Origin of the sequence: Pseudoalteromonas sp. N1230-9, assembly GCF_032716425.1 — a bacterium.
Classification (GTDB): Bacteria; Pseudomonadota; Gammaproteobacteria; order Enterobacterales; family Alteromonadaceae; genus Pseudoalteromonas.
Genome location: NZ_CP090419.1, coordinates 2,162,740 through 2,185,711 on the forward strand (window position 1 = coordinate 2,162,740; position 22,972 = coordinate 2,185,711).

A 22,972-nucleotide genomic window follows, 5' to 3' on the forward strand; every position below is an offset into this window, starting at 1 on the left:
TGCAACGACACAACTGTTTTAGCTAAATCCATGTGTCAGAAGCTTTTTTATCTAATTTAAGAGAATGACCTATGTCTAATATTCCAGTATATCAAAATTATATCAATGGCCAGTTTGTGCAGCATTCAGCCAACTATATCGAAGTAATGAACCCTGCTAACGGAGACGTATTATCTAAAGTTCCCAGCGCAGACAAGTTTGAAGTAGAACAAGCCATCCATGCAGCAAAACAAGCACAACCAGAGTGGGCAAGTAGACCCGCAATCGAGCGTGCGCAATACCTTCATAAAATTGCTGAAAAAATACGGCAAAACATTGACCGGCTCGCACTTGTGATAACGCAAGAACAGGGGAAAGTGTTGAGCTTAGCCAAGGTAGAAGTTAACTTCACTGCCGACTACCTCGATTATATGGCGAGTTGGGCTAGACATATCGAAGGCGAGATCATTACCAGTGATAGAAAAGGAGAAAATATTTTTCTATTCAGAAAACCGCTAGGTGTTGTTGCCGGTATCTTACCTTGGAATTTCCCCTTTTTTCTCATTGCAAGAAAGATGGCCCCCGCTTTAGTTACCGGTAATACCATTGTCATCAAACCGAGTGAAGAAACCCCCAATAACTGCTTTGAATTCACCCAACTCCTCGATGAAGTTGGTTTACCTAAAGGTGTGTTTAATGTGGTATGCGGATCAGGACGAAATGTTGGCCAAGCCCTTTCTTCTAGCGAAGATATAAACATGATTAGCTTTACAGGGAGTGTAGAAACAGGCTCTGTTATTATGTCTGCCGCAGCAAAAAATATCACCAAAGTAAACTTGGAGCTTGGAGGGAAAGCACCCGCAATTGTGCTTGATGATGCCGATATAGATCTTGCAGTAAGTGCCATCAAAGCATCACGTATAACCAACACAGGACAAGTATGTAATTGCGCCGAGCTTGTCTATGTACACGCTAAGGTTGCTGATGAGTTTATTAGAAAAATATCCGATGCCATGGCATCAACACGTTATGGTGACCCACAACTAGACCCTGATATCGAAATGGGCCCGCTGGTTAATAAATCTTGCTTAAATAAAGTAGCCAGTATGGTTGAACAAGCTATTGCAGAGGGGGCAAAAGTGGCAACTGGCGCAAAGGTAGCCGACACCGACAGTGGCTACCATTACCAACCCACTGTGTTAGTTAACTGCCATGCCGATATGGAAATTATGCGCAAAGAGATTTTTGGTCCTGTACTGCCCATTCAAATCGTTAGCAGTTTAGAAGAAGCCATTGAACTTGCAAACTCATTAGAATACGGACTCACTTCTTCTGTCTATACTCAAAGTCTTAGCCAAGCTATGCGTGCCATAGAATTACTCAATTATGGTGAAACCTATATAAATAGAGAAAACTTCGAAGCTATACAAGGCTTTCACGCAGGCACCAGAAAATCAGGAATTGGTGGCGCTGATGGCAAACACGGTTTGTATGAATTTACGCAAACGCACGTCGTGTATATGCAGAACTAATCTAAGTTAATTTATCAAAAAATAAAGCCGCAACACATGTTGCGGCTAATACTGAATCATTTAAGCCATCCATTTAAGCTTAAAAGCTAACTGATGCTTCAACAATAACACCATCCCACTCTGTGCCGTCGCCAACCCCAAATAACGCAGTTCCTCCCCCTGAAAATTGTTCTTCTTCCTGTCTGACATACTCTAATTTGAATAAGGTGGAATCATTCATCCACCAGCCTCCTCCAACTTGGAGTCGAGTCGCGGTATTATTATTGTTGATATTGCCACTTTCGTTGTCAGACTCAGCATAGCGAGCGGCTAGATAAAAATGCTTGTTAAAAGTATATCGCCCCTCAATAGACCAAAATTGCATTTCTGACTCTTGATCAATGTAACTAGTCTGAAAACTCCCCTGCCCATTAGCCCAACTAACATCGTCCTCGGCTCGACCATACAAAGCATGCAGTAAAATAGTGTCAGTCATGTATTGAATGTCAGCTTGCCATATAAACGCATCCACCCCAGGCACAATGAGAGGATGTGTAGCTCGTGCATTAGGCGCTGTGCTGGCAAACTGATAATTATCGCCGTCGCCAACCGCAATTAACGACCCCGCAGATTTGCCTGTAACTGCACTTATTTCGTGATTGGTGGAAAAAACACCTGCGCCAAACGATAGGCCATTAGTTAAATTATAAGTACCACGTAAGCCAAGGTTGTACCCCCGATTATCTGAAAAATCCGCAAAAAAATCAGGTACTGAAATAGTCCCATCCCAAGTTACTGTACTACCCTTATTTAATGCATGTACACCATAAAACCAGATACCTTCTTCGGCAGTGATCATATCAACAAGGCTATTTCCCACAAACGGATTAGTTTGCACTGATGCGCCATCTGAATAACGCAAAAAGTTTTGTGTGGTCGAAACAACATTACCAAGCCTCACACCTACATCTTGATTAATCTGGTATTGGATCCACGCTAAATCTTGACTAATACTCGCGCTGCCATCATTCCAATCATTCGGCTCTTCAGCAAGCTCTGCAAAAATAGAAAGTTGATCCGTGACTTGTGCATTAATATTGAGGCCAAATCGTAAGCGATGAAACCCTGAGTCAGTTTTAGCATTGCCTGGATCTGCTGCTGCCCCCTCAACCTCCATCCCAGTTTGCCAACTTTGCATAATGCCACCAGATAATTCAATTCTGTCTAGCCAATTTTCCGCACTCATAGCGCTAAAACAAGCTAAACTCAACGACGTTGCTACTGCTATTTTATTTAATTTCATTATTATGTTTCCCTTATGAAGTGTACTTCGAACATAAGGGATGGCAAAGACTATGCCATTGAAATAAAAACAAACAACAAATTGATTTAAAAGTATTTTTTTCATTAAACACATTGAAGCGTATTCAGTTTAATTCCTTAAAATCAAACTAATGTCGCAGGTCAATTGTCACATTTTGCTACATACATCGACAGCAAACAAAACTTAAGGTTAATTAAGTTTCATATTGATAGATTTACGCTAATTTCCACGAAATTTATCGGACAAGATAAAGGTACCCACGCAAGCGTTACAGTAAAAGAGAATCGTTGAATTTACTGATTCAAAACCCTAAAAAGTACTTCATTAGCTACGCATCTATAAACACTGACAAGGTATTGCTGTATATAAAAAAAGCAGATACAATTCAAAAATAGGAACATATTTTTGGTTTAAAGGATCTAAATGAAAATAATTTATCTCCCTTTTCTAGCTCTATTCTCACTTCAATCACACGCAGCTATTTTAGATTGTGATTTTAAGGGTGAGGATCGTCCAATTAGTCAGCTATTAGCACCAATATCCCCTTTTGAAAGTTGTAAAAAAGCCGTTGATGACAAAGGAGATATAGTTGGTTATAAATTAATAAAAAATAGCTCGCATATTGATATCTCATATGAAGATAGAAGTTTTACCCATGAAGAACATTTCTTAGTTAAAGGTAAGAAACTAACTGTGCAAGAGCTATTTGTATCTATATATACACTTCAAAGTAAACCTGAGAATAAATATATAGAAGCTCAAAGAGAGAACATTTTAAAGTCAGCTTATAGTGGTATCACCTATGATGAGCAGGGGGTTTATTTTTTTGATTTAGAAGTAAAAGATTCAGCTTATAAAAATTATATTTCTTACATTAAAAAAGGTAACCCTAATGAGTTTATAGGGATTGGAACTAATGGAAGTAAAGATTTACTGATAAAAATAATGTTTAACAAAGGAATGAACGATGTCTAACAAATATGAAGATGTTAATAACAAAGACGTAAAAAAAATATTAGAGGCTTTTTTTAGCAAAGGGATGGCTAATCAAATAGATATTAATGACAAAGTAATCGAATTAGTATGGGAAATGCTATCATCATCAAAAGAATGCACTAAGGCCATGAACTTTGTTCCAAGACCTCAAGGATTGGTTGCTTCACCCATGTATGTGGCTAAAGAATTAGCTAAAATAGCGTATAGACTATCTTCACAAAAAGACGATTCTGTTTACCACATCTGTAAAGTCTTTTCAGCAAGGGGCTATGCAACAAAAATAAAATTAGCGGGAATGGGGTTATAACGATTTTAAATAGAGAGTAGAGTTTAAGCTAGACTCTCTATACGATGTTACCTTATTCTCTTTGTAAATTAGTATTAATCTGCCAAATTTAAATTCTGTTTTATCTTTCCAATTATTAGTAAATCTTTCAAGTTTCTCTCAATGTTTTTCGTATGTGTTTTCCTTTTTAATCATTTTTTAGTTTGATTCTTGTATTAACATTTCAAGCTCGTTTTGACAAAGGCTCACAGCATCCAAATATGCCTCCTTCTATTAGCAAGCATTATTAGGCTGAACAATCTTATACTTTTCCATTTTCCTATACACTGTAGAGCGACACACATTAAGCTCTTCAGAAACAGACGTTATATTCCAACGATGTTTTTTAAGCGTTTCAATTAGTAATTGCTCTTCATGGCAGGCAGTAAATTTAGCTAAGGCTTTTTCCTTTTTAAAAGAGCCCGCCGTTTTATGATCTGTTAGTGAAGAAAAGTGTTCGATTAAATCATCTGGAAAACAATTAATGGTTATTTCAGCTCCTTCACACACAGCTACCGCATACTTAATTACGCTGATCAGTTGTCTTATATTGCCAGGCCAAAAATAAGATTCGAGTGCTCTTTTTGCATCATCGGCTATGCTCAAACCATGCACCGCCATGCATTCTCGTTCGAGTATGTTATCAATAATAAACGATTTATCAGACCGTTCTCGAAGTGCTGGTAACTTTAAAACCATACCGTTAAGACGATAATAAAAATCCTCTCGAAACTCTTTTAATTCAATAAGTGTTTTTAGATCTTGGTGTGTTGCAGAAATCACTTGTAAATCTAATGCGATAGGCTCAATCCCCCCAAGAGGCATAGTTTCACGCTCAGCTAAAACTCGTAATAGCCGAGTTTGAAGTTGTACCGGCATATCACCTATTTCATCTAAGAAAAGTGTGCCGCCATTTGCCTGCTCAAGCTTACCTTTCATACCTTTTTTGTGTGCCCCCGTAAAGCTACCGCCTAGGTAACCAAACAGCTCACTTTCTATTAATGTTTCAGGTATCGCGGCACAGTTTAGCGCCACAAATGGTTTATCAGCACGAGGACTCGATTCATGAATAGCGCGCGCAAACGCCTCTTTGCCTGTTCCTGTCTCACCGGTAATCATAATAGGTATGTCTTTATCAGCGACCAAAAGTGCCCTACGAACAAGCTGCTGCATAGAGGCATCTTCACCATTCAATTCATTAATCGGCGGGTGTTTAGTGAATGTTTTACTCTGCACTTTTGGCTCTGCTTGTGCCAATGGCAATGCCTTACTTTTTGGCACCTTTAAGGTTATTTCGACATTTTCTAACAGCAATGGAAGTTGCACATTAACCGCATTATTTCCTCCATTTGTTTTACTTAGTAAACTATCAAGAGACAAACCAATAAATTGCTCAACATTAATACCTAGCAACGATTGATGCGATTGAAAATGAGACATAAAACAAAAAAATGCCGCGTGATTTGCACCAATAATTGTACCTTTCTCATTAATCGCGATGAGTTGCTCTTGGGTGATATCAAAAAAACTTTCAGCCGACTTTATACTTAATATAAGTTGGTTTTTATAGCTTGTATGCAAATAGCTATTTTCAATCATGCGCCCATATAACATCACCATTTTGAGTGTCATGAGCTGATGGTGCTTATTTTGGTCAGCGCCAATACACGACGCGTTTAAGCAACCCAGCAACTCTCCCATGGGATCAAAAATAGGTGTAACGGAGCAACTTAACTCTTTATGACTTGCATAAAAATGTTCAGCCTTATGAATGATCAAAGGGGCTTTTTCAATAAGACATGTGCCAATACCATTTGTACCTACTTGGTTTTCAGCCCACCTTGCCCCAATAAGTAGGCCTGATTGCTTACTCAAACTTTCCTCTTGAGTAGATAAACTCGTTGCTAAGGTTAAGCCTGTGGCATCAGTTAAAATTGCAGAGTAGCCGGCATCGGCAATACGATTAGCTAAACCAACAAGGCCGCACTTCCCCGTATTTAAAAAGGTCTCTCTAAGCTGGAGTTGCGATCGCATTTCGCTGGAAGAAAGTACCTCAACTTCATTAGACGCATAGGGGTCTAAGCCATAATTGAGCAAACTTCGCTTCCATGATCGCGCGATATATTTAGATGGTTGAATGTTACGTAGTTGAAATTCTGTGGACATAAACGACTGAGCACTACTAACGTCCATAGGTTGTGGAGTGTGTTTCATCACCTTGCTACTCCGTTCTATTGTTGTCGGGCAATTTAAGTAGCAGCATTAGGCTGGAACTATAAAAGCCTCAGTCTTTGTTTCTAAAACTATCACAGAAATTTAATCTAACAATACGCCTTTTACCCTATTTTAATTTTGATTCATGATAATTTTGCAATACAAAAACATATCTCTCGGTTAAAAAAGCCGCTCACATTGATTTATTTTTGAGACAAGTGTCAAACTCTTAGCATCCTCTCTTCAAGCTATAAATTATTCTGCATATAGGTGTCTCATTGTTGCATTTAAGTTGCGACACCTGTTTCTCTTTTCGTACGAAAAAATACATTCAATAACCACCAAAAGAAAAATATCAACTAAATATCAAATAGTTACCGACCTTGAAATTACTAAAAACTGTTGGCATATAATTTGGTACTAAGGTCATTCAAACTAAAACACCTTCAGAGGTTACAATGAAAAAAATGACAAATTTGAATCTGGCTTACCTAAATTGCTGTTTAATATTCACTGGGATGTTGATCAACACACACGCATCAGCGGCCAGTTTAACTAAGCTCACAAAAGAAATTAAAAACTATAAACCAGTTACGCAAAAAAGGCTGAATGAAGCAGACCCAAAAGACTGGCTACTACCCAAAGGCAATTACGAAGGATGGATGTATAGCAAGCTGACGCAAATAAACAAAAAGAATGTTAAGTCTTTAAAGCCAGTATGGACGTACTCAACAAACTTAGATTCTGGTCACGAAGCCCCTGCCCAAGTAAACAATGGCGTTATGTTTGTTTCTACGCCTTACAATCATGTAATTGCGTTAGACGCTAAAACAGGGCAAGTTTTTTGGCGCTATACGCACGACAACCCTTATGATTTATCAGTTATGCACAATACTAGCCGCGGCATCGCTCTGTGGGATGATAAGGTTTACGTAGCAGGACTTGATGGCACGTTAAATGCCCTTGATGCAAAAACCGGTGAGCGAGTTTGCCAAGCACAAATCGGCGACTGGAGTACAGGTGCATATATCACCTCTGCACCTACACCTGTAAAGGGCAAGATTCTTGTGGGCCCCTCGGGTGGTGAATATGGTGTCCGTGGTTTTTTGGAAGCAATGGACGCTAAAACATGTAAACAAGCCTGGCGCACATACAGTGTACCAGGCCCTGGAGAGGCAGGACACGAAACGTGGAAAAAAGAAGGTAAGCGCCCAGATGCATGGAAGTATGGTGGTGGCAGCATGTGGATGCCTGGTAACTATGATCCAGAAGCGGATGTACTTTATTGGGGAGTGGGTAACGGTTCACCTTGGTTAGGTGATCAACGCCCAGGGGACAATTTATACGTTGCCTCCTCCATTGCTATGAACCCCGACAGTGGCAAAATTGTTGGTCATTTCCAATATCATCACAATGATTCGTGGGATTGGGCAGCCATGAATGCGCCTATGCTCGTTAATTTCAAAAAGGGTAATAAGACGGTTAAAGGCTTAGTCTCTCCCCAGCGAAATGGTTATTTATATTGGCTAGAGCGTAGCAACGAGGGAAAAATTAGCTATGTCGAAGGACAGCCGTTTGTAAAAAATAACGCATTTAAATCATTAGATAAAGAAACTGGACGTCCTACTTATGATTACAAACATGTGCCTGTAACAGGCAAACGCGTTGATTATTGCCCAAGTCTATGGGGCGGTAAAAACTGGCCATATGAAGCCTATAACCCCGAAACAGGCATCATCTATGTTCCTGCCAACAACAATCTTTGTAATTCTTTTATTGGTAAATTTCAAGATGATGTCGAGCCTGCTTCAGGACAGTTCTGGGCTGGTATCGACATACCCGATCTAGATGTTTACCTAGACAATCCTAAAAAAGGAGTAGGTCAACTGCAAGCGTGGAATATCAATACACGTAAAAAAGTTTGGCAACATGACTTTGGTAAAACCATGAATTGGGGCTCTGTGCTATCCACTGCTGGTGGCATTGTATTTAACGCAGGTACTAACGATCGTATTTTACGCGCGTTTGATTCGCAAACTGGCGATGTGTTGTGGGAGTTCCCTCTTAACTCGACAGCTATTGCCCCACCAGTGAGCTATGAAGTCGACGGTAAACAATACATTGCCATTACCGCAGGTTACGGTGTGGATGCACATTGGACAAATAGCGTGCTGGCAGAAAAAGATAAATCAGGCGAGTGGATTGCTGATGTACCTGAAGGTGGCGTGATTTGGGTATTCGCTTTACCTAATTAATTTACCAACTAAGCGAAAAGCACGCGTGCTTTTCGCTTTCACGTATTAATAACAAAGACGCTAATCTTATAAAAATAAAGGTATCTTATGACACAAAATGCATCTTCAAAGAAAATCATCGATTTGCCATGCTCACAAAAAATTAACGACGACGATGTAGCTCAAAACCACCCTGACAATTATTTTCGTCGTGATTTTGTAAAATATCTCGCTATCGCAATCCCAATAATGAATCTTCCTTTAAGCTCTGGGGTAAATGCAACCACTAAGCCTGAACGACGTCCTCCTCAAGCAGGAGATCGACTCACGTATTTCCAAAAATCAAAACGTGGGCAGATTATTAAGCTGTCGGATTTAAAAGAATTAGATAAACCTCTGCTGGTTGTTCCTTTTGATGTTGAGAATAATGTGGTTAAAGATGGCTCTCGCTACAACCAAATACTGCTTCAAAAGTTACCCAGTGAATTACTCTCAGCAGAAACAAAAAAACGTTCAGACCAAGGTGTTATCGCTTATTCAGCAATTTGTACACATGCCGGTTGCCCTGTCACCGGTTGGATGGCTGATGAAAAAAACTACATGTGCCCTTGTCACCAATCTGTTTTTAATCCTAAAGATAGCGGCGTCGTTGTGTCTGGTCCTGCTACACGCGGGTTACCTGCAATTGGGCTAAAAATTGAAGCCGATGAAATTATCCTAACCAATACATTTAATAGCTGGATTGGTTTTGGCAAAAGACCCAAATAATGGAGAAGCATCATGAATATTCAAAAAGGTTTACTCAATTTAATAACCCTAATCATCATTATTTTAATGCCCATGAAAGCGCTTAGTGCGGCTAAACCTATAACAGGTGTGAGCTGCCAAGAAGGCTTTTATATCCTTACACCAGATAAACATATCCATTGGATAAGGGATCAACAAAAAGAGCGCACGCTTGTTTATTCTGAAGGTGACGATATTTATGCCATGGCTGAGTGTGGCACAGGTGTAATAACAGTATTTGAAAACAAACAATTGCAAACACCCCACTATAGCGCTTATTACAGCCCTAATTGTAGGAATATTGGCACAGAAGTAGGTGAAACAAAAAGCATTTATCAAGGTGAAGTTAAAATAAATCACATACAAGCAACACCTAAAAGCCTAAAAATACGTCTTGCTAACAATGCACTTTTCAGTAGCAATAGCTGTACTGATCTTGCGATGCAAAGCGAGTAAGCAATGAAAGACACACGTTATTATCTTGCTTTCACGCTAAGCGCTTTAGCAGCAGCTTGTTTGTTTAATTACTCAGCGGCTAGTAACAAAGACAATGAAGAAGAACAAGCACTTAAGCAACTGCTAAACACCCTAAATGATAGTTATAAGTTAACAATTGACGTCACCGCTCCTCATTTAAATACTCCCATGTTTACACTAGGCATGGAGCTATTTTTTAGCAAAGCGTTGAGTGGCAATCAAGATGTAGCCTGTGCAAGCTGTCACCACCCATTTCTAGCAGGTGGTGACAGCCTTAGCTTACCCATAGGTGAAGCTCCCTATGATGAGGATATAATTGGCCCTGGCCGCTGGCATGACTGGCAACGCTCAGCAGATCCAAAAGCAGATGGCGCCCCGAATGTAGCACGGCATTCACAAACAATTATTAATGCTTCTTTGTACAAAGAAGCCATGTTCTATGATGGCCGTATTTTTGTACTTGAAAATGATACTAACAAAGCGGATACCCCCCTACCACACCGCACCCCTGACAGTAATTTATGGCAAGGAGATCAGTTAGCAGGAAAAAACTTACTTGCAACACAAGCTCGTTTTCCTGTTGTTTCAAGTGATGAAATGCGAGGCTATACATTCGCAGCTGCCAGCACCAATGAAGACACCCGACACAAATTAACAAAACGCTTACAGCAACACGATAAAAACCAACAATGGCTTAAGCTATTTCGCAATGCCTTTAATGATTTACATGCCGCACCAGAACAGCTTTTTACCTTTGAGAATATTGCAACCGCAATTTCTTACTACCAATCAACCCAACTATTAATTAACACTCCATGGTTTAATTACCTTAACGGAGAGAGTGATGCAATGACTCCCAGCCAAAAACGGGGGGCACAGTTATTCTTGAAGTCAGCTAAACAAGGTGGTGCTGGCTGTATAGAATGTCATACGCCCCCTATTTTTTCTGACGAGAAATTTCACAATATTGCTGCGGTACAGGTCGGTCGCGGCAAACAGCCAAGTGGTGAGGACTACGGTCGGCGAGGGGTTACACAAAAAGACAACGATCGTTATAAATTTAGAACACCATCTCTGTTAAATGTTGCAGCAACAGCACCCTACACTCACTCTGGTGCGTTTATAAATTTAGAGTCGGTCATTAAGCACCACCTTGATCCTGCCAAGTCGTTGCAGAATTTTGATTACAGCTTTGCCGACAACCCACAACTAAGTTACGTCGCGAGCTTATTATCAAATAGCAAACTCAATTCTCAACGTGCACTAGAGCAATTACAAAATGAACAACAAAAAGGGGTCAGCTTACTGGCATCAGGCATTACCATATCTGATGCTCAGCTCTTTGATTTAATTGCCTTTTTAAATAGCCTCACCGACCCTTGCATCAATAGTCGAGAGTGTATGTCTAAATGGGTCCCCACTGAAACGGATAAAGCGCCAGATATACACCGTTTAAACGCACGGTTTAAACCTTTTACAGCACCGCCTCAGCCAATAAGCAGAATATCTCACACAGAAAGTAATTTACCGCAAATGTCATTCGACAACGCGAATATTAAGCCGGCGTTATTATTAAGTGATATGGAATTTGGCTGTAAATCCCGTACTTCAATCCCACCACAAAACACGAGCGCTGCAAAACGTTTTGATGAAGTATCACTAGATGCTGGCATAAGTCATCAACACCATATAACTTGGCAAAACTACACCCTATCATCAGCGCAGCGGCTAATTTTTAGTGGCGGCGTTGCTATGGGTGACATAGATGGTGACTGCTGGCCTGACATCTTCTTTCCTACGGGTGACGGTGCCCCTGATAAACTATATCAAAATCAGCGTAATGGGCATTTTTCAGATATTACTCGCTCTTGGGGTATTACCAAAAAGGAGCTATCCAATGGCGCAGCGATGGTGGACATTGATGGCGATGGTGATTTAGATATTTTCACCTCAAACTTGCTTCACCCTCATCTACCTTCCGTTAACAGTCAAGTAAACAAACACCCTCACCATCAAAGCCCCACTCTCTATCTTAATGAGCAGCAACACGGCTTTATTGTAAGTCATGATATTGGTTTGAATACCCAGCTTACTAGCTGGTCTTTCGCTTTTGCCGACTATGATAAAGACGGGGATGTCGATATGCTAACCAACCATTGGCGTGGGCCTGGCCTTGGTGGCCAGCTTCCTAATCACTTATGGGAAAACACAAGCCAAGTAAATACGCTGACATTTCAAGCGCAAGATGAGACAGCGGGTTTGCTTGATTTAATAGGAAGCACCGACTTTACTTTTACCTCTAATTTTTCGGATTTTAATAATGATGGTTGGCTAGATTTATTATTTACTGCGGACTTTGAAACCAGCCAAGTCTATAAAAACCTGCAAAATGGGCGGTTTGAAAAAGTGACGCATGAACACACTATTCATGATCAAAATGGAATGGGCGCAGCCATAGCTGATTTTGATAACAATGGCTCATTAGACTGGTTTGTAAGCAGTATTTGGGATCCAAATGGTCAGCCTGAAGGTAGCTGGGGAGTGATAGGTAATCGTCTATATAGAAACCAAAACAATCAGTTTATAGATATCACTGAACAAGCGGGTGTAGACAAAGGGTTATGGGCTTGGGGAGCATGCTTTGCCGATTTTAACAACGATGGCTGGCTAGACCTATTTCATGTTAATGGTTTTGATCTGCCCAAACAGCTAAGCAAACGCTTTGCTAACCCTCGCGCTTATCAAAAACTAAAACTCGCTATGGCTGAGTTTGAAAAAACACACAGCCGCTTATTCATTTCAAATCAAGATGGCACCTTTACAGAACAAAGTAAGCTTTGGGGGGTTGGCGATCAACTCTCTGGCCGAGGCGTTGCGTGTGTCGACTATGATCGGGATGGCGATATCGATATTGTAATAAGTAATCATCAACAGGCTCCTCTGCTCTATAAAAATCGACATAATGATGAAAGTAAAAACAGTTACCTTTCCATTAGCTTGCGCGATACAACAAAAAATACGCGCGCACTAGGCGCTAAAGTGTACGTTACTGTTGGCGAAACAACTCAATTACAGGAAGTTCAAGCAGGCGGAAGCTTTCTAAGTGGCGCCCCTTCCACCCTGCACTTTGGTTTAGGACAGGCCTCGCAAGCTGACACGATCAAAATTGTATGGCCTGATAAAACAAACACAGTAAGTACTTTTACAAATGTACCTGCCAATCAATTTATTTATATCACTACCGACTTAACAGCTAACCTTAAAAAGTATCGAAAATAAAAAGGAATTGATAAATATGAATTTAAACCAATGTGTTAACTATCATGATTTTGAAAAACTCGCTAAACAACGCCTACCTAGCCCTATTTATAACTATATTGCGGGGGGTGCCGATGATGAAGTAACCATGCGACGCAACACTGAAGCATTTAATCAATGTGATTTAGTGCCCAATGTACTCAGAGGTGTTCAGCACGTTGACCTTAGCACCGAAGTTATGGGGCAAAAACTTAAACTACCTATTTATTGTTCTCCAACAGCTTTGCAACGCTTATTTCATCACCAAGGCGAACATGCTGTAGCGGGTGCTGCTGAAAAATTTGGCACCCTATTTGGCGTGTCATCCCTCGGCACCGTATCAATGGAGAAAATAGCAAAAGATTTTGATATTCCTCAAGTTTATCAGTTTTATTTTCATAAAAATCGCGATTTAAACAAAGCAATGATGGACCGTGCAAAAGCCTGTGGTGTTGAAGTCATGATGTTGACTGTTGACTCAATTACAGGTGGAAATAGAGAGCGAGATTTACGCACAGGGTTTTCAATTCCTTTCAGGTTAACTATGTCTGGTATGTGGGAGTTTATTCGTAAGCCGAACTGGGCCATAAACTATTTACTGCATGAAAAGTTTTCGCTCCCGCAACTACAAGAGCACATAGATATGAAAGGAAATAGCTCTTCCATCGGTGACTACTTTACCAATATGCTAGACCCTTCAATGAACTGGCAAGATGTCGCAGATATGGTCAAGTATTGGAATGGTCAATTTTGCCTTAAAGGTATTATCAGCGTCGAAGATGCTAAGCGCGCTGTTGAAATAGGCTGCACGGGTATTGTGGTATCAAATCATGGCGGGCGACAATTAGATGGCTCACGCAGCTCGTTTGATCAACTAGCTGAGATTGTAGATGCGGTTGGCAATGACATTGATGTGTTATTTGACAGCGGCGTACAACGGGGCTCACACGTACTCAAAGCGTTGTCGATTGGCGCAAAAGCGGTTGGGATTGGTCGAATGTATCTTTATGCACTTGCAGCTGCAGGCCAACCTGGCGTTGAGCGAGTACTTGGTTTGATGCAAAGTGAAATTGAGCGAGATATGAAACTCATGGGCTGCACCAACATCAGTCAATTACAACGACATCACGTTAAATTTCGACGCTAATAAAACACCCAAATACAACAAGATTTACACAAAGGAGGTCAACCATGGCCCTTAATTATAAAAAAATACCTTTGTATTTATCAGCGATAATCTGCGCTTGGTCAATACCCGTCGATGCTTTTGCAGCTAATCAACCACACACCCTGCCATTGGAAATTATTGATGTCACCGCGTCACGATTACCAAGGGAGCTTTACAACACTCCCGCAGCTGTCACACTTGTTGATGGGCAACGTGAATTTCAACTACAAGAAGCTTTACAGTTGGATGAAGCTCTGCAATTTGTGCCTGGTGTGTACTTTCAAAACCGCTATAATTTTGCGCAAAATCTACGTATTTCTATTCGTGGCTTTGGTTCTCGCGCACCGTTCGGTGTAAGAGGAATGCAATTACAAGTAGATAATATCCCCTACACTTTACCCGATGGGCAAACTCAAGTAGATGATATTGAACTTAACGGTATAGACCAATTACATGTGACTCGCGGCGCAGCAACCGTCCAATACGGTAACGGCGCAGGAGGGGCAATTAATATCAGTACAAAAAATGGCGAAACATTCAAAGGTGTCACTCTAAACCTTGATATCGGTAGTGATGACTTATATAAGTTAAACGCACAAGCAGGAACCAGCAACAACACTGGCAGTGCCTATATCAGTGCAAGCCATCTCAACTTTAATGGCTATCGAGAGCAAAGTCAGGTTGAAAAAACCACTTTGCGCGGTAAGTTTATTTGGAATATTAACGACAGTAAAACACTCACTGTAATCACTTCACTCATGGATATGCCAACATCCGAAGACCCAGGCGGGCTAACAAGAACCCAAGTTAATGAAGATCGACGTCAAGCCACTTTTATGGCTAAACGATTAGACAGCGGACAGCAGGTCGAGCAACAAACCCTAGGTTTAACTTTACGAGATAGTTCGTTCGAAAATACCCAGTGGATGATTAATCTATTTGCAACCCATCGCGATTTTGAACAACAACTGCCATTTCCTGGCAGTAGTTTAATTGCCTACGATCGCTGGTTTTATGGAAGTAGTTTTGAAATAACCCAAGACTTACGAGCAAATAAACGACCGATTCGCCATACATCGGGTATTGAAATACGTAAGCAAGAGGATGACCGACAACGTTTTAGCGTCTCCCCTAACGCTGAAATAACAAGGCAAACGGTTGATGAGCTGCAAGAAGCAAGGTCAATGAGTGCCTTTAGTATTGTAGATTGGCACCTTAACGACGCCGTAATTTTAACCACTGGGGTACGCTATGATGATTTAAAAATGTCAATTGACGCTCACTTAGCGCAAAGTGGAGTTGGTTCAGGTCAACGTAACTATCATGAGTGGAATGGCAATTTAGGGCTTAGCTACCGGCTGGGTTTAAGGCATCAATGGTATGCTAATTTAGCCACCTCTTATGAATCACCAACCTTTACAGAGTTTGCCAACCCACAAGGGGCAGGCTTTAACCCATTTTTAAAACCTCAAGATTCTTTAAGCCGTGAGTTAGGTATTCGAGGTGAGTTGAGTGACATTCAATACGACATCACTTTGTTTGCAACCAAAGTGACCGATGAAATAATTCCCTATGAAATTGACGGTCTCAGATTTTTTGAAAATGCTGGCAAAACTGACCGAAAAGGCCTTGAGTTAGCTTTTGAGTGGCAACTCAATGAACAATGGCAATGGCGAAATGCGCTGACATTGGCTCGCTATCAATTCGATAACTTCACTCCACTAAGCGGTGATAATGTAAACGGAAATCGTATGCCTGGCTTACCAAGGCAACAGTGGGTCAGTCAAATTAACTGGCAGTATAATAAATGGCGAATTGAACTTGAGTCGAGTTATACCGGTCGGTTCTATGCCGAAAATAGTAACGACACACAAATAAAACAAAATTGGCTATTTAACACACGCGCTTCCTACTCGCTATCACCTTCTGTATCGATAAAAGCGGGGATACGTAACTTATTCTCAAAAGATTATTTTGCAAATGTACGTATTAACGCAAATGCTAATAGAGATGTGAGCCAACGCGGTTACTTTGAGCCAGCACCTGAACGTAATCTATATTTTGGTCTGAGCGCAAAATTCTAAAACGGCCTCATTTAATAAAAAGGCGGATTATTTAATCCACCTTTTTAAATTTAAACAATTACTTTACGCCTAGCTCACGTAAGCGCTCTTGTAAGTAGCTGTCAGCAGTGTAGCGCTCAGAAAGTACAACATCAGGGCGCGGGTGTAAGAACAATGGTAACGAAATACGTGATTTCGTAGATGCTTTACCTGTTGGGTTGATTACGCGGTGAATCGTTGATGGGAAGTAACCACCTGACGCTTCTTCTAGCATGTCACCAATATTGATGATCAAGTTACCAAAATCACATGGTACGTCTAACCAACCACCATCTGTTTTTTGTACTTGTAAACCTGGCTCATTGGCCGCAGGTAAAACAGTTAATAAGTTGATGTCACCGTGTGCCGCAGCACGAATTGCGCCTGGCTCTTCATCACCTGTCATTGGTGGGTAGTGAAGAATACGCAAAAGTGTTTGCTCAGAGTTAGCAATCATATCTTTAAGGTCGATAGAGAACTTAGCGCGCACATCTTCTGGTGCTTCAGCTTGAACCCAGCTTAATAATGTAGCTGCAAACTCATTAGCTAAACGGTAGTACTCACGGATTTCTTCTTCTAACTGTGCTGGAACACGGCCTTTTGGATAAACGTGGTAATACTCTTTAATATCTTTAACGGTAAAGCCTTTTGCAACTTCTGACACTGATGGTGGGAAATAACCATCTTGTGTTTCTTTTGAAAATAAAAACTCGTGCTTTTGCTCAGAATTAAAGAATTCTTGCCAATTTTTGTAAATAGACTCAACTAATGACTGAGGGATTGGGTGATTTTTTAATACACCGAAACCTGTGTTTCTTAGTGACTCAACAAATTGAGCGGCCGCATCGCTCGCTTTATAATCAACGGTAGGTAAATGTTGCATTGTCTTTTCCAGTGAATAAGGTTCTAGAAGTCTGTGCTAAGCTTAGCATTTCTTCATTATAGCGCTTCGCGAGGATAGAGAAACACAAGTAAAAACATAAGGACTTATGTCCGCTCCTGTTTTGTTAACGCCTTAGTTTTGATACAGATCAACCACTTCAAAAATTTAAGGAAAAGTTCAAAAGTAAAAACAAGTTCAACGGGTCTATTCTTAAATATTAAATAAAGGTAGGGTTTATATCATGCGCAAAAAAATAACATTTCAAAGCGGTGAGCTAACACTTGCAGGACAACTTGAGTACCCTGCAAACGATGTAAAGTTTTACGCTCTATTTGCTCACTGCTTTACATGTGGAAAAGATATAGCAGCTGCAACCAGAATAAGCCGCGCACTAGTTCAACAAGGTATTGCCGTGTTACGTTTTGACTTTACCGGTTTAGGTAATAGCGATGGTGATTTTGCTAACAGCAATTTCTCCTCCAACATCCAAGACTTGATCGCCGCCGCAGAGCATTTACGTGAAAACTTTAAAGCACCACAGTTACTCATTGGCCATAGCTTGGGAGGTGCTGCAGTGCTTGCAGCCGCTGATAAAATTAATGAAGTACAAGCCATTGTGACTATTGGTGCGCCATCGGATGCTCAGCATGTAAGTCATAACTTTGCAGCCCAAATAGATGAAATTAACAGCCAAAGAAAAGCAAAAGTAAACTTGGCAGGTCGTGAATTTACCATTAAAAAGCAATTTTTGGATGACATAGCACAGTATGATCGAAGCCATATCAGTAAATTAAAACGTGCTTTATTAGTGATGCACTCCCCTATCGATACAACCGTTGATATTAGCGAGGCAGAAAAAATTTACGCCTCAGCGAAACATCCTAAAAGCTTTATAAGTTTAGATGACGCCGACCACCTACTCAGCAACAAAGTGGATGCTGATTATGCTGCAGGGGTAATCGCATCATGGGCAACGCGTTATATTGATTATGAAAAAGAAAGTTACACGGCTCAATTATTGAATGGGAGTGTACTTGTTGAAGAAAAAGATCACGTTTTTACCCAATATGTCAGTACAAAAGATCATACTTGGCTTGCTGATGAACCATTAAAGGTAGGGGGTAGTAACTTAGGACCCGACCCTTACCACCACTTAATTGCAGGCCTTGGCGCTTGCACATCAATGACTCTTAGAATGTACGCTAGTCGCAAAAACTTACCGTTAGAACATATTAAAGTTGAGCTCAATCATACACGTGACTACCACCAAGATTGCGATGATTGTGAACACAACAATAAGCTAGAAGCAATCACGCGTAAGATTACACTAGTAGGTGACCTTACGGATGAACAACGACAGCGTTTGCTCGAAATAGCAGATAAGTGCCCTGTGCATAAAACCCTTCATAACAATCCATTAGTGATTAGTGAACTCGTGAATAAATAACCTGTTAGCGCGTTAAAAAATAACGCGCTAACTCTACTTAACTGTTTTTTCTAAGAAAAGCGTCAGTTGCTTTGTCATCTCTTCAACTAACCATTTCGGCCCGCCATCATACATGTCGTTATGGCGAGAATTAGGAATTACAGTTTGCGTTACAGGATACACAACTAGCTCCTCATCAGTTAATAACACCCTATCATCCGCTGGGTAATCGCTACCACGTAGCGTAAGCACTGCAATATGTTTGTTTCGAGGTATCAGCATACGACGATGATCAAGGGTGATCAGCTTAGAGACCTTAGCAGGATAAATAGCGGCATATAATGCTGCAATATCACCTCCATTTGAGTGCCCAAATAAAGTGAGCTGATTAAAGTCATACGCAGGATAATGCTTTGCAAGTTCTACGGCTAAAAACTCAAGGGTTTGCACGCCACGGTGCCAGTTTTCCATGCGTGTGGTCATGTATGGTGGCTCAGGGTTTAAACTCGGATCGCCTTTTAATTCATGTGCAACTTCAACCGTTAAATAACCATGCTGATGAAAAACTTGCTGAGCAAATTGATAGTCTGTATGTGCCATACCATAGCCTGCCCCAATAAACGCCACGGGGCATTTTTTCTTTATCGTGCATTTGCTATCGGCAGCTGTAATGGTCACCGGAATATGGCGTGCCCGCTCAGTATCAAACAGTGTCTCTGTTTGATTTGCAAAAGCTGTTTGCCCGCTAAGGGTTAACGCGAGCATTAGCGCCGCCTTTTTAATATTTAACATACTATAACTGCTCTAATTTGAATTCTAAGCTACGTTTAACCATAGGCCATTCACCATCAATAATTGAAAACACCACGGTATCACGTACGCATCCATCGGCCATTATTTGGTGATTTCGAAGCACCCCATCTTGTTTCGCTCCTAAGCGAGCAATGGCATTGCGCGAAGCCTGGTTATGCCAATGGGTACGAAACTCAACGGCAATCACATTAAGTGTTTCAAATGCATAACTCAGCAGCAGTTTTTTACAATCAGTATTAACCCCTGTACGCTGAAAACGCTTGGCATACCAGGTATAGCCAATTTCTAAACGGCGGTTTTTACTATCTATATTACAAAAGCGAGTTGAGCCTATCACCTCATCGGTGTGTTTATCGATGACAGCAAATGGTAATGCGCGCCCAAGTGCTTGTTGCTCAAATGCCATACTTAAATAATCGTCAACACGTTCTTCATTAGGCACCGAGGTAAACCACAACTCCCAAAGCTTTCCATCTGAAGCAGCGCTTACTAAAGCATCGCGATGTTCACTTGTTAACGGCACTAATTTAACAAATTGACCTTCCAAGGTGATGAGACTTAAATTCATAATCTTCCTTAACCCTCTTAGTAATAAAACTTAGTCCACCAGCTCTATATCGAGCCCTGCGAGCAAGTCCAGAGCTGCATAGCGCTCAAATTTAGCTTTGCTGATATTATTAGCAGTTATATCAATGGCAAAATGGCTGGCACCAATAAAATTAGCGTTACTGAGATTGGTTTGTTGAAACAAGCTGTCACGAAAATCAGTGTCAGTAAAATCAGCAGATGATAGATCCGCATGCCTAAAATCAACATCTTTGGCAAAACAGCTGCGCATTTTTAATGCCTTTAAACTCAGTTCAAAAAAGCTGCTGTGGCTAAGTTCACAACTAATAAAACTCACTGGAGCACGGCTGGCAAGTAGCGGCCAATCAACATCAGTAAAACGCACACTGGTTAATTTACACTGTTTAAAGCTGACCTCTTCGAGTGAGGTGTATCTCAGCCCAAGCGCAGCTAAATTGCAGTTTTTGAACTCACACTCTATAAATCGGCAATTTTCAAACTGGCTACTGCTAAAGTCACAGTCAATAAATTCACATTGCTCAAACTCGCAATGTGAAAACGTTTGTCCCGCTAAATTAACCTCAAAGGTTTGTTCAAAATAAAGTGAATGACTTTTGATCACGCGCTCGTCTCAATATCTTTTTTAAGCGCCAGTACAGCAATAAAAATTAGGCCAAATAATGGCATAAAACCTAAAAGCCCACCGATTATGGCGACGATTACAGGTGTTGTCGTTTTACGTTTACCTAAGTAATAGCTAATAACGGCAAAAAACGGGATTAAAATCAAAATGAAAAAACCGATGAAGCTTCCACTTACGCTCATGCCCACTCCTTGAAGAACATATTTAAAAACATTTAAGCACAAAAAAACCCTAAGGCATACACCTTAGGGTTTTCATTAAACCTTATAATTCAGTTTATTATGAATTATTCAGTGTCTTTCGCTACAACATCAATGGCAAGCTCAGTTAATGCATCTGCATTTGCTTTGCTTGGTGCATCTGTTAATAAACATGATGCTTGAGTTGTTTTAGGGAAAGCAATAACGTCACGAATGTTATCAGTACCGCATAACAGCATAACTAAACGGTCAAGACCAAACGCAAGACCTGCGTGCGGTGGAGTACCGTATTTAAGTGCGTCAAGTAAGAAACCAAACTTGTCTTGTTGCTCTTGCGCTTCGATACCTAAAATTCTAAATGCTGTTTCTTGCATGTCTGCATTGTGAATACGTACCGAACCACCACCAACTTCATAGCCGTTTAATACCATGTCGTATGCATCTGATAATGCACCAGCTGGGTTTGCTTCAAGCTCTTGGGCAGAAATACCTTTTGGTGCAGTGAATGGGTGGTGAACCGCATGCAGTGTACCTTCATCGTCTTCTTCGAACATTGGGAAGTCAACAACCCATAAAGGTTTCCAGCTATCAAGATCAGTGATACCTAAATCAACACCAATCTTAAGACGTAGTGCACCCATCGCTTCGTTTACAACGTTGCGCTTGTCAGCACCGAATAAAATGATATCGCCAGATTGTGCGTTAGTACGCTCAAGTAACTGGTTGATCACCTCTTCGTTTAAGAACTTAGCGATTGGTGATTGTACACCTTCAACGCCCGCAGCACGGTCGTTCACTTTCATCCATGCTAGGCCTTTCGCGCCATAGATACCGATGAATTTAGTGTAATCGTCGATTTGTTTACGAGAAAGCTCAGCACCACCTGGTACAGTTAATACCGCAACACGGCCTTTTTCGTCATTAGCAGGACCAGAGAACACTTTAAACTCAACGTCTTTTACTAAATCAGCAACGTCTACAAGTTGCATTGGGTTACGTAGGTCTGGTTTATCAGAACCATATAAACGCATTGCTTCGCTGTAAGGCATTACTGGGAAGTCGCCTAAGTCAACGTCTAGTAATGATTGCCACATTTCGCGGATCATTTTCTCAGTCATTGCACGCACTTCATCAGAGCTCATGAATGACGTCTCTAAATCGATTTGTGTGAATTCTGGCTGACGGTCAGCACGTAAATCTTCGTCACGGAAACATTTAACAATTTGATAGTAACGGTCGAAACCCGACATCATTAATAATTGTTTAAATAACTGTGGCGACTGAGGTAAAGCGTAGAAGCTACCTTTGTGAACACGGCTAGGTACTAAGTAATCACGCGCACCTTCTGGTGTTGCTTTTGTCAGCACTGGAGTTTCAATGTCTAAGAAACCGTTGTCATCTAAGAAACGACGCACAAAGCTGCTCGCTTTTGCACGAAGTTTAATACGGTCGCTCATTTCAAGACGACGTAAATCTAGGTAACGGTATTTTAAACGGCGCTCTTCAGAGTTTTGCTGATTAAAATCAAGTGGTAATGGCTCTGAACGGTTGATGATAGTTAAGCTTGTGCCTAAAATTTCAACTTCACCTGTTGCCATGTCTTTATTTACTTGGCTATCAGGGCGTGCGCGAACAACACCTTTTAACTGCACACAAAACTCTTGGCGTAGTTTATTAGCAGTATCCATTAATCCTTCTACTTCCGGATCAAATACCACTTGTACTAGACCTTCTCTGTCACGTAAATCGACGAAAATAAGGCCACCAAGGTCACGGCGTTTGTTGATCCAACCACATAGTTCAACTTCTTGATCTACGTGAGATTTATTTAGCTGTCCGCAATATATAGAGCGCATAGTATTCCTGTCAGTTAAAGACTTATAGCCGCCTGCTCTTAAGAGTTCGCTATTTTGAGAGCAAAAGCCACTATACAAAGTAATCATTTAAGGCAGAGCATTATACCCAAACCATCGCAAAATGCGAGTGCCAGCAGTGCCTGTCAGGGGCTAAATATACACCCCGACTTC

Annotated in this window: 18 protein-coding genes; 10 read left to right on the plus strand and 8 right to left on the minus strand. The window is 40.9% G+C overall.

What is annotated here, in order from left to right; all coding sequences use genetic code 11:
* The first annotated feature begins 71 nt into the window (after positions 1–71).
* The gene (aldA, locus tag LY624_RS10115; RefSeq protein ID WP_341802901.1) at positions 72–1,511 is read left to right on the plus strand and encodes an aldehyde dehydrogenase; all 1,440 of its coding nucleotides are present in this window, start codon (positions 72–74) and stop codon (positions 1,509–1,511) included.
* 79 nt (positions 1,512–1,590) lie between these two features.
* On the opposite strand, the gene LY624_RS10120 is transcribed toward aldA, so the two are convergent.
* Positions 1,591–2,793 (minus strand): hypothetical protein, encoded by a 1,203-nt coding sequence (locus LY624_RS10120; protein ID WP_341802902.1) that lies wholly within the window; start codon positions 2,791–2,793, stop codon positions 1,591–1,593.
* Positions 2,794–3,237: 444 nt separating this feature from the next.
* On the opposite strand from LY624_RS10120, the gene LY624_RS10125 reads away from it, so the two are divergent.
* Entirely contained in the window at positions 3,238–3,789 is a 552-nt protein-coding gene (locus LY624_RS10125) for a hypothetical protein (RefSeq protein WP_341802903.1), read from the plus strand.
* Positions 3,782–4,117, plus strand: coding sequence for a hypothetical protein (locus LY624_RS10130; protein WP_341802904.1), 336 nt, complete (start codon positions 3,782–3,784; stop codon positions 4,115–4,117). Before LY624_RS10125 ends, LY624_RS10130 begins: the two co-directional genes overlap by 8 nt.
* A 252-nt stretch (positions 4,118–4,369) precedes the next feature.
* On the opposite strand, the gene LY624_RS10135 is transcribed toward LY624_RS10130, so the two are convergent.
* On the minus strand, positions 4,370–6,349 hold the full coding sequence (locus LY624_RS10135; RefSeq protein ID WP_341804403.1) for a sigma-54-dependent Fis family transcriptional regulator: 1,980 nt from the start codon (positions 6,347–6,349) through the stop codon (positions 4,370–4,372).
* 467 nt (positions 6,350–6,816) lie between these two features.
* Between LY624_RS10135 and LY624_RS10140 the strand changes: the two genes are divergently transcribed.
* The 6 genes from LY624_RS10140 (at position 6,817) to LY624_RS10165 (ending at position 16,395) form a co-directional block, all read left to right on the plus strand.
* Complete coding sequence (locus LY624_RS10140; RefSeq protein WP_130150182.1) at positions 6,817–8,604, plus strand: PQQ-dependent dehydrogenase, methanol/ethanol family; 1,788 nt, start codon at positions 6,817–6,819, stop codon at positions 8,602–8,604.
* A gap of 87 nt (positions 8,605–8,691) precedes the next feature.
* On the plus strand, positions 8,692–9,351 hold the full coding sequence (locus LY624_RS10145; RefSeq protein WP_130150147.1) for a QcrA and Rieske domain-containing protein: 660 nt from the start codon (positions 8,692–8,694) through the stop codon (positions 9,349–9,351).
* Between the two features lie 12 nt (positions 9,352–9,363).
* Positions 9,364–9,825, plus strand: a complete 462-nt coding sequence (locus tag LY624_RS10150; protein WP_130150148.1) for a hypothetical protein — start codon at positions 9,364–9,366, stop codon at positions 9,823–9,825.
* 3 nt (positions 9,826–9,828) lie between these two features.
* On the plus strand, positions 9,829–13,125 hold the full coding sequence (locus LY624_RS10155) for an FG-GAP-like repeat-containing protein (protein ID WP_341802905.1): 3,297 nt from the start codon (positions 9,829–9,831) through the stop codon (positions 13,123–13,125).
* A 16-nt stretch (positions 13,126–13,141) separates the two neighbouring features.
* Positions 13,142–14,290, plus strand: coding sequence for an alpha-hydroxy acid oxidase (locus tag LY624_RS10160; protein WP_237118325.1), 1,149 nt, complete (start codon positions 13,142–13,144; stop codon positions 14,288–14,290).
* Positions 14,291–14,334: 44 nt separating this feature from the next.
* A complete protein-coding gene (locus tag LY624_RS10165) occupies positions 14,335–16,395 on the plus strand; it encodes a TonB-dependent receptor family protein (protein WP_341802906.1) in 2,061 nt (686 codons plus the stop codon).
* Between the two features lie 58 nt (positions 16,396–16,453).
* Here LY624_RS10165 and LY624_RS10170 read toward each other — a convergent pair whose 3' ends face one another.
* Complete coding sequence (locus LY624_RS10170) at positions 16,454–17,296, minus strand: isopenicillin N synthase family dioxygenase (protein WP_341802907.1); 843 nt, start codon at positions 17,294–17,296, stop codon at positions 16,454–16,456.
* A 241-nt stretch (positions 17,297–17,537) separates the two neighbouring features.
* Between LY624_RS10170 and LY624_RS10175 the strand changes: the two genes are divergently transcribed.
* Entirely contained in the window at positions 17,538–18,743 is a 1,206-nt protein-coding gene (locus LY624_RS10175) for a bifunctional alpha/beta hydrolase/OsmC family protein (RefSeq protein ID WP_341802908.1), read from the plus strand.
* Positions 18,744–18,776: 33 nt separating this feature from the next.
* Here LY624_RS10175 and LY624_RS10180 read toward each other — a convergent pair whose 3' ends face one another.
* From LY624_RS10180 to aspS, 5 genes are all read right to left on the minus strand, one after another.
* A complete protein-coding gene (locus LY624_RS10180; RefSeq protein ID WP_445936710.1) occupies positions 18,777–19,487 on the minus strand; it encodes an alpha/beta hydrolase in 711 nt (236 codons plus the stop codon).
* 28 nt (positions 19,488–19,515) lie between these two features.
* Positions 19,516–20,103: a GNAT family N-acetyltransferase gene (locus tag LY624_RS10185; protein ID WP_341802910.1), complete on the minus strand. Its 588-nt coding sequence runs from the start codon at positions 20,101–20,103 to the stop codon at positions 19,516–19,518.
* A gap of 30 nt (positions 20,104–20,133) precedes the next feature.
* Positions 20,134–20,724, minus strand: a complete 591-nt coding sequence (locus tag LY624_RS10190; protein ID WP_341802911.1) for a pentapeptide repeat-containing protein — start codon at positions 20,722–20,724, stop codon at positions 20,134–20,136.
* Positions 20,721–20,927, minus strand: coding sequence for a hypothetical protein (locus LY624_RS10195; RefSeq protein ID WP_130150156.1), 207 nt, complete (start codon positions 20,925–20,927; stop codon positions 20,721–20,723). Before LY624_RS10195 ends, LY624_RS10190 begins: the two co-directional genes overlap by 4 nt.
* A 104-nt stretch (positions 20,928–21,031) precedes the next feature.
* The gene (aspS, locus tag LY624_RS10200) at positions 21,032–22,801 is read right to left on the minus strand and encodes an aspartate--tRNA ligase (RefSeq protein WP_130150157.1); all 1,770 of its coding nucleotides are present in this window, start codon (positions 22,799–22,801) and stop codon (positions 21,032–21,034) included.
* Between the last annotated feature and the right edge of the window lie 171 nt (positions 22,802–22,972).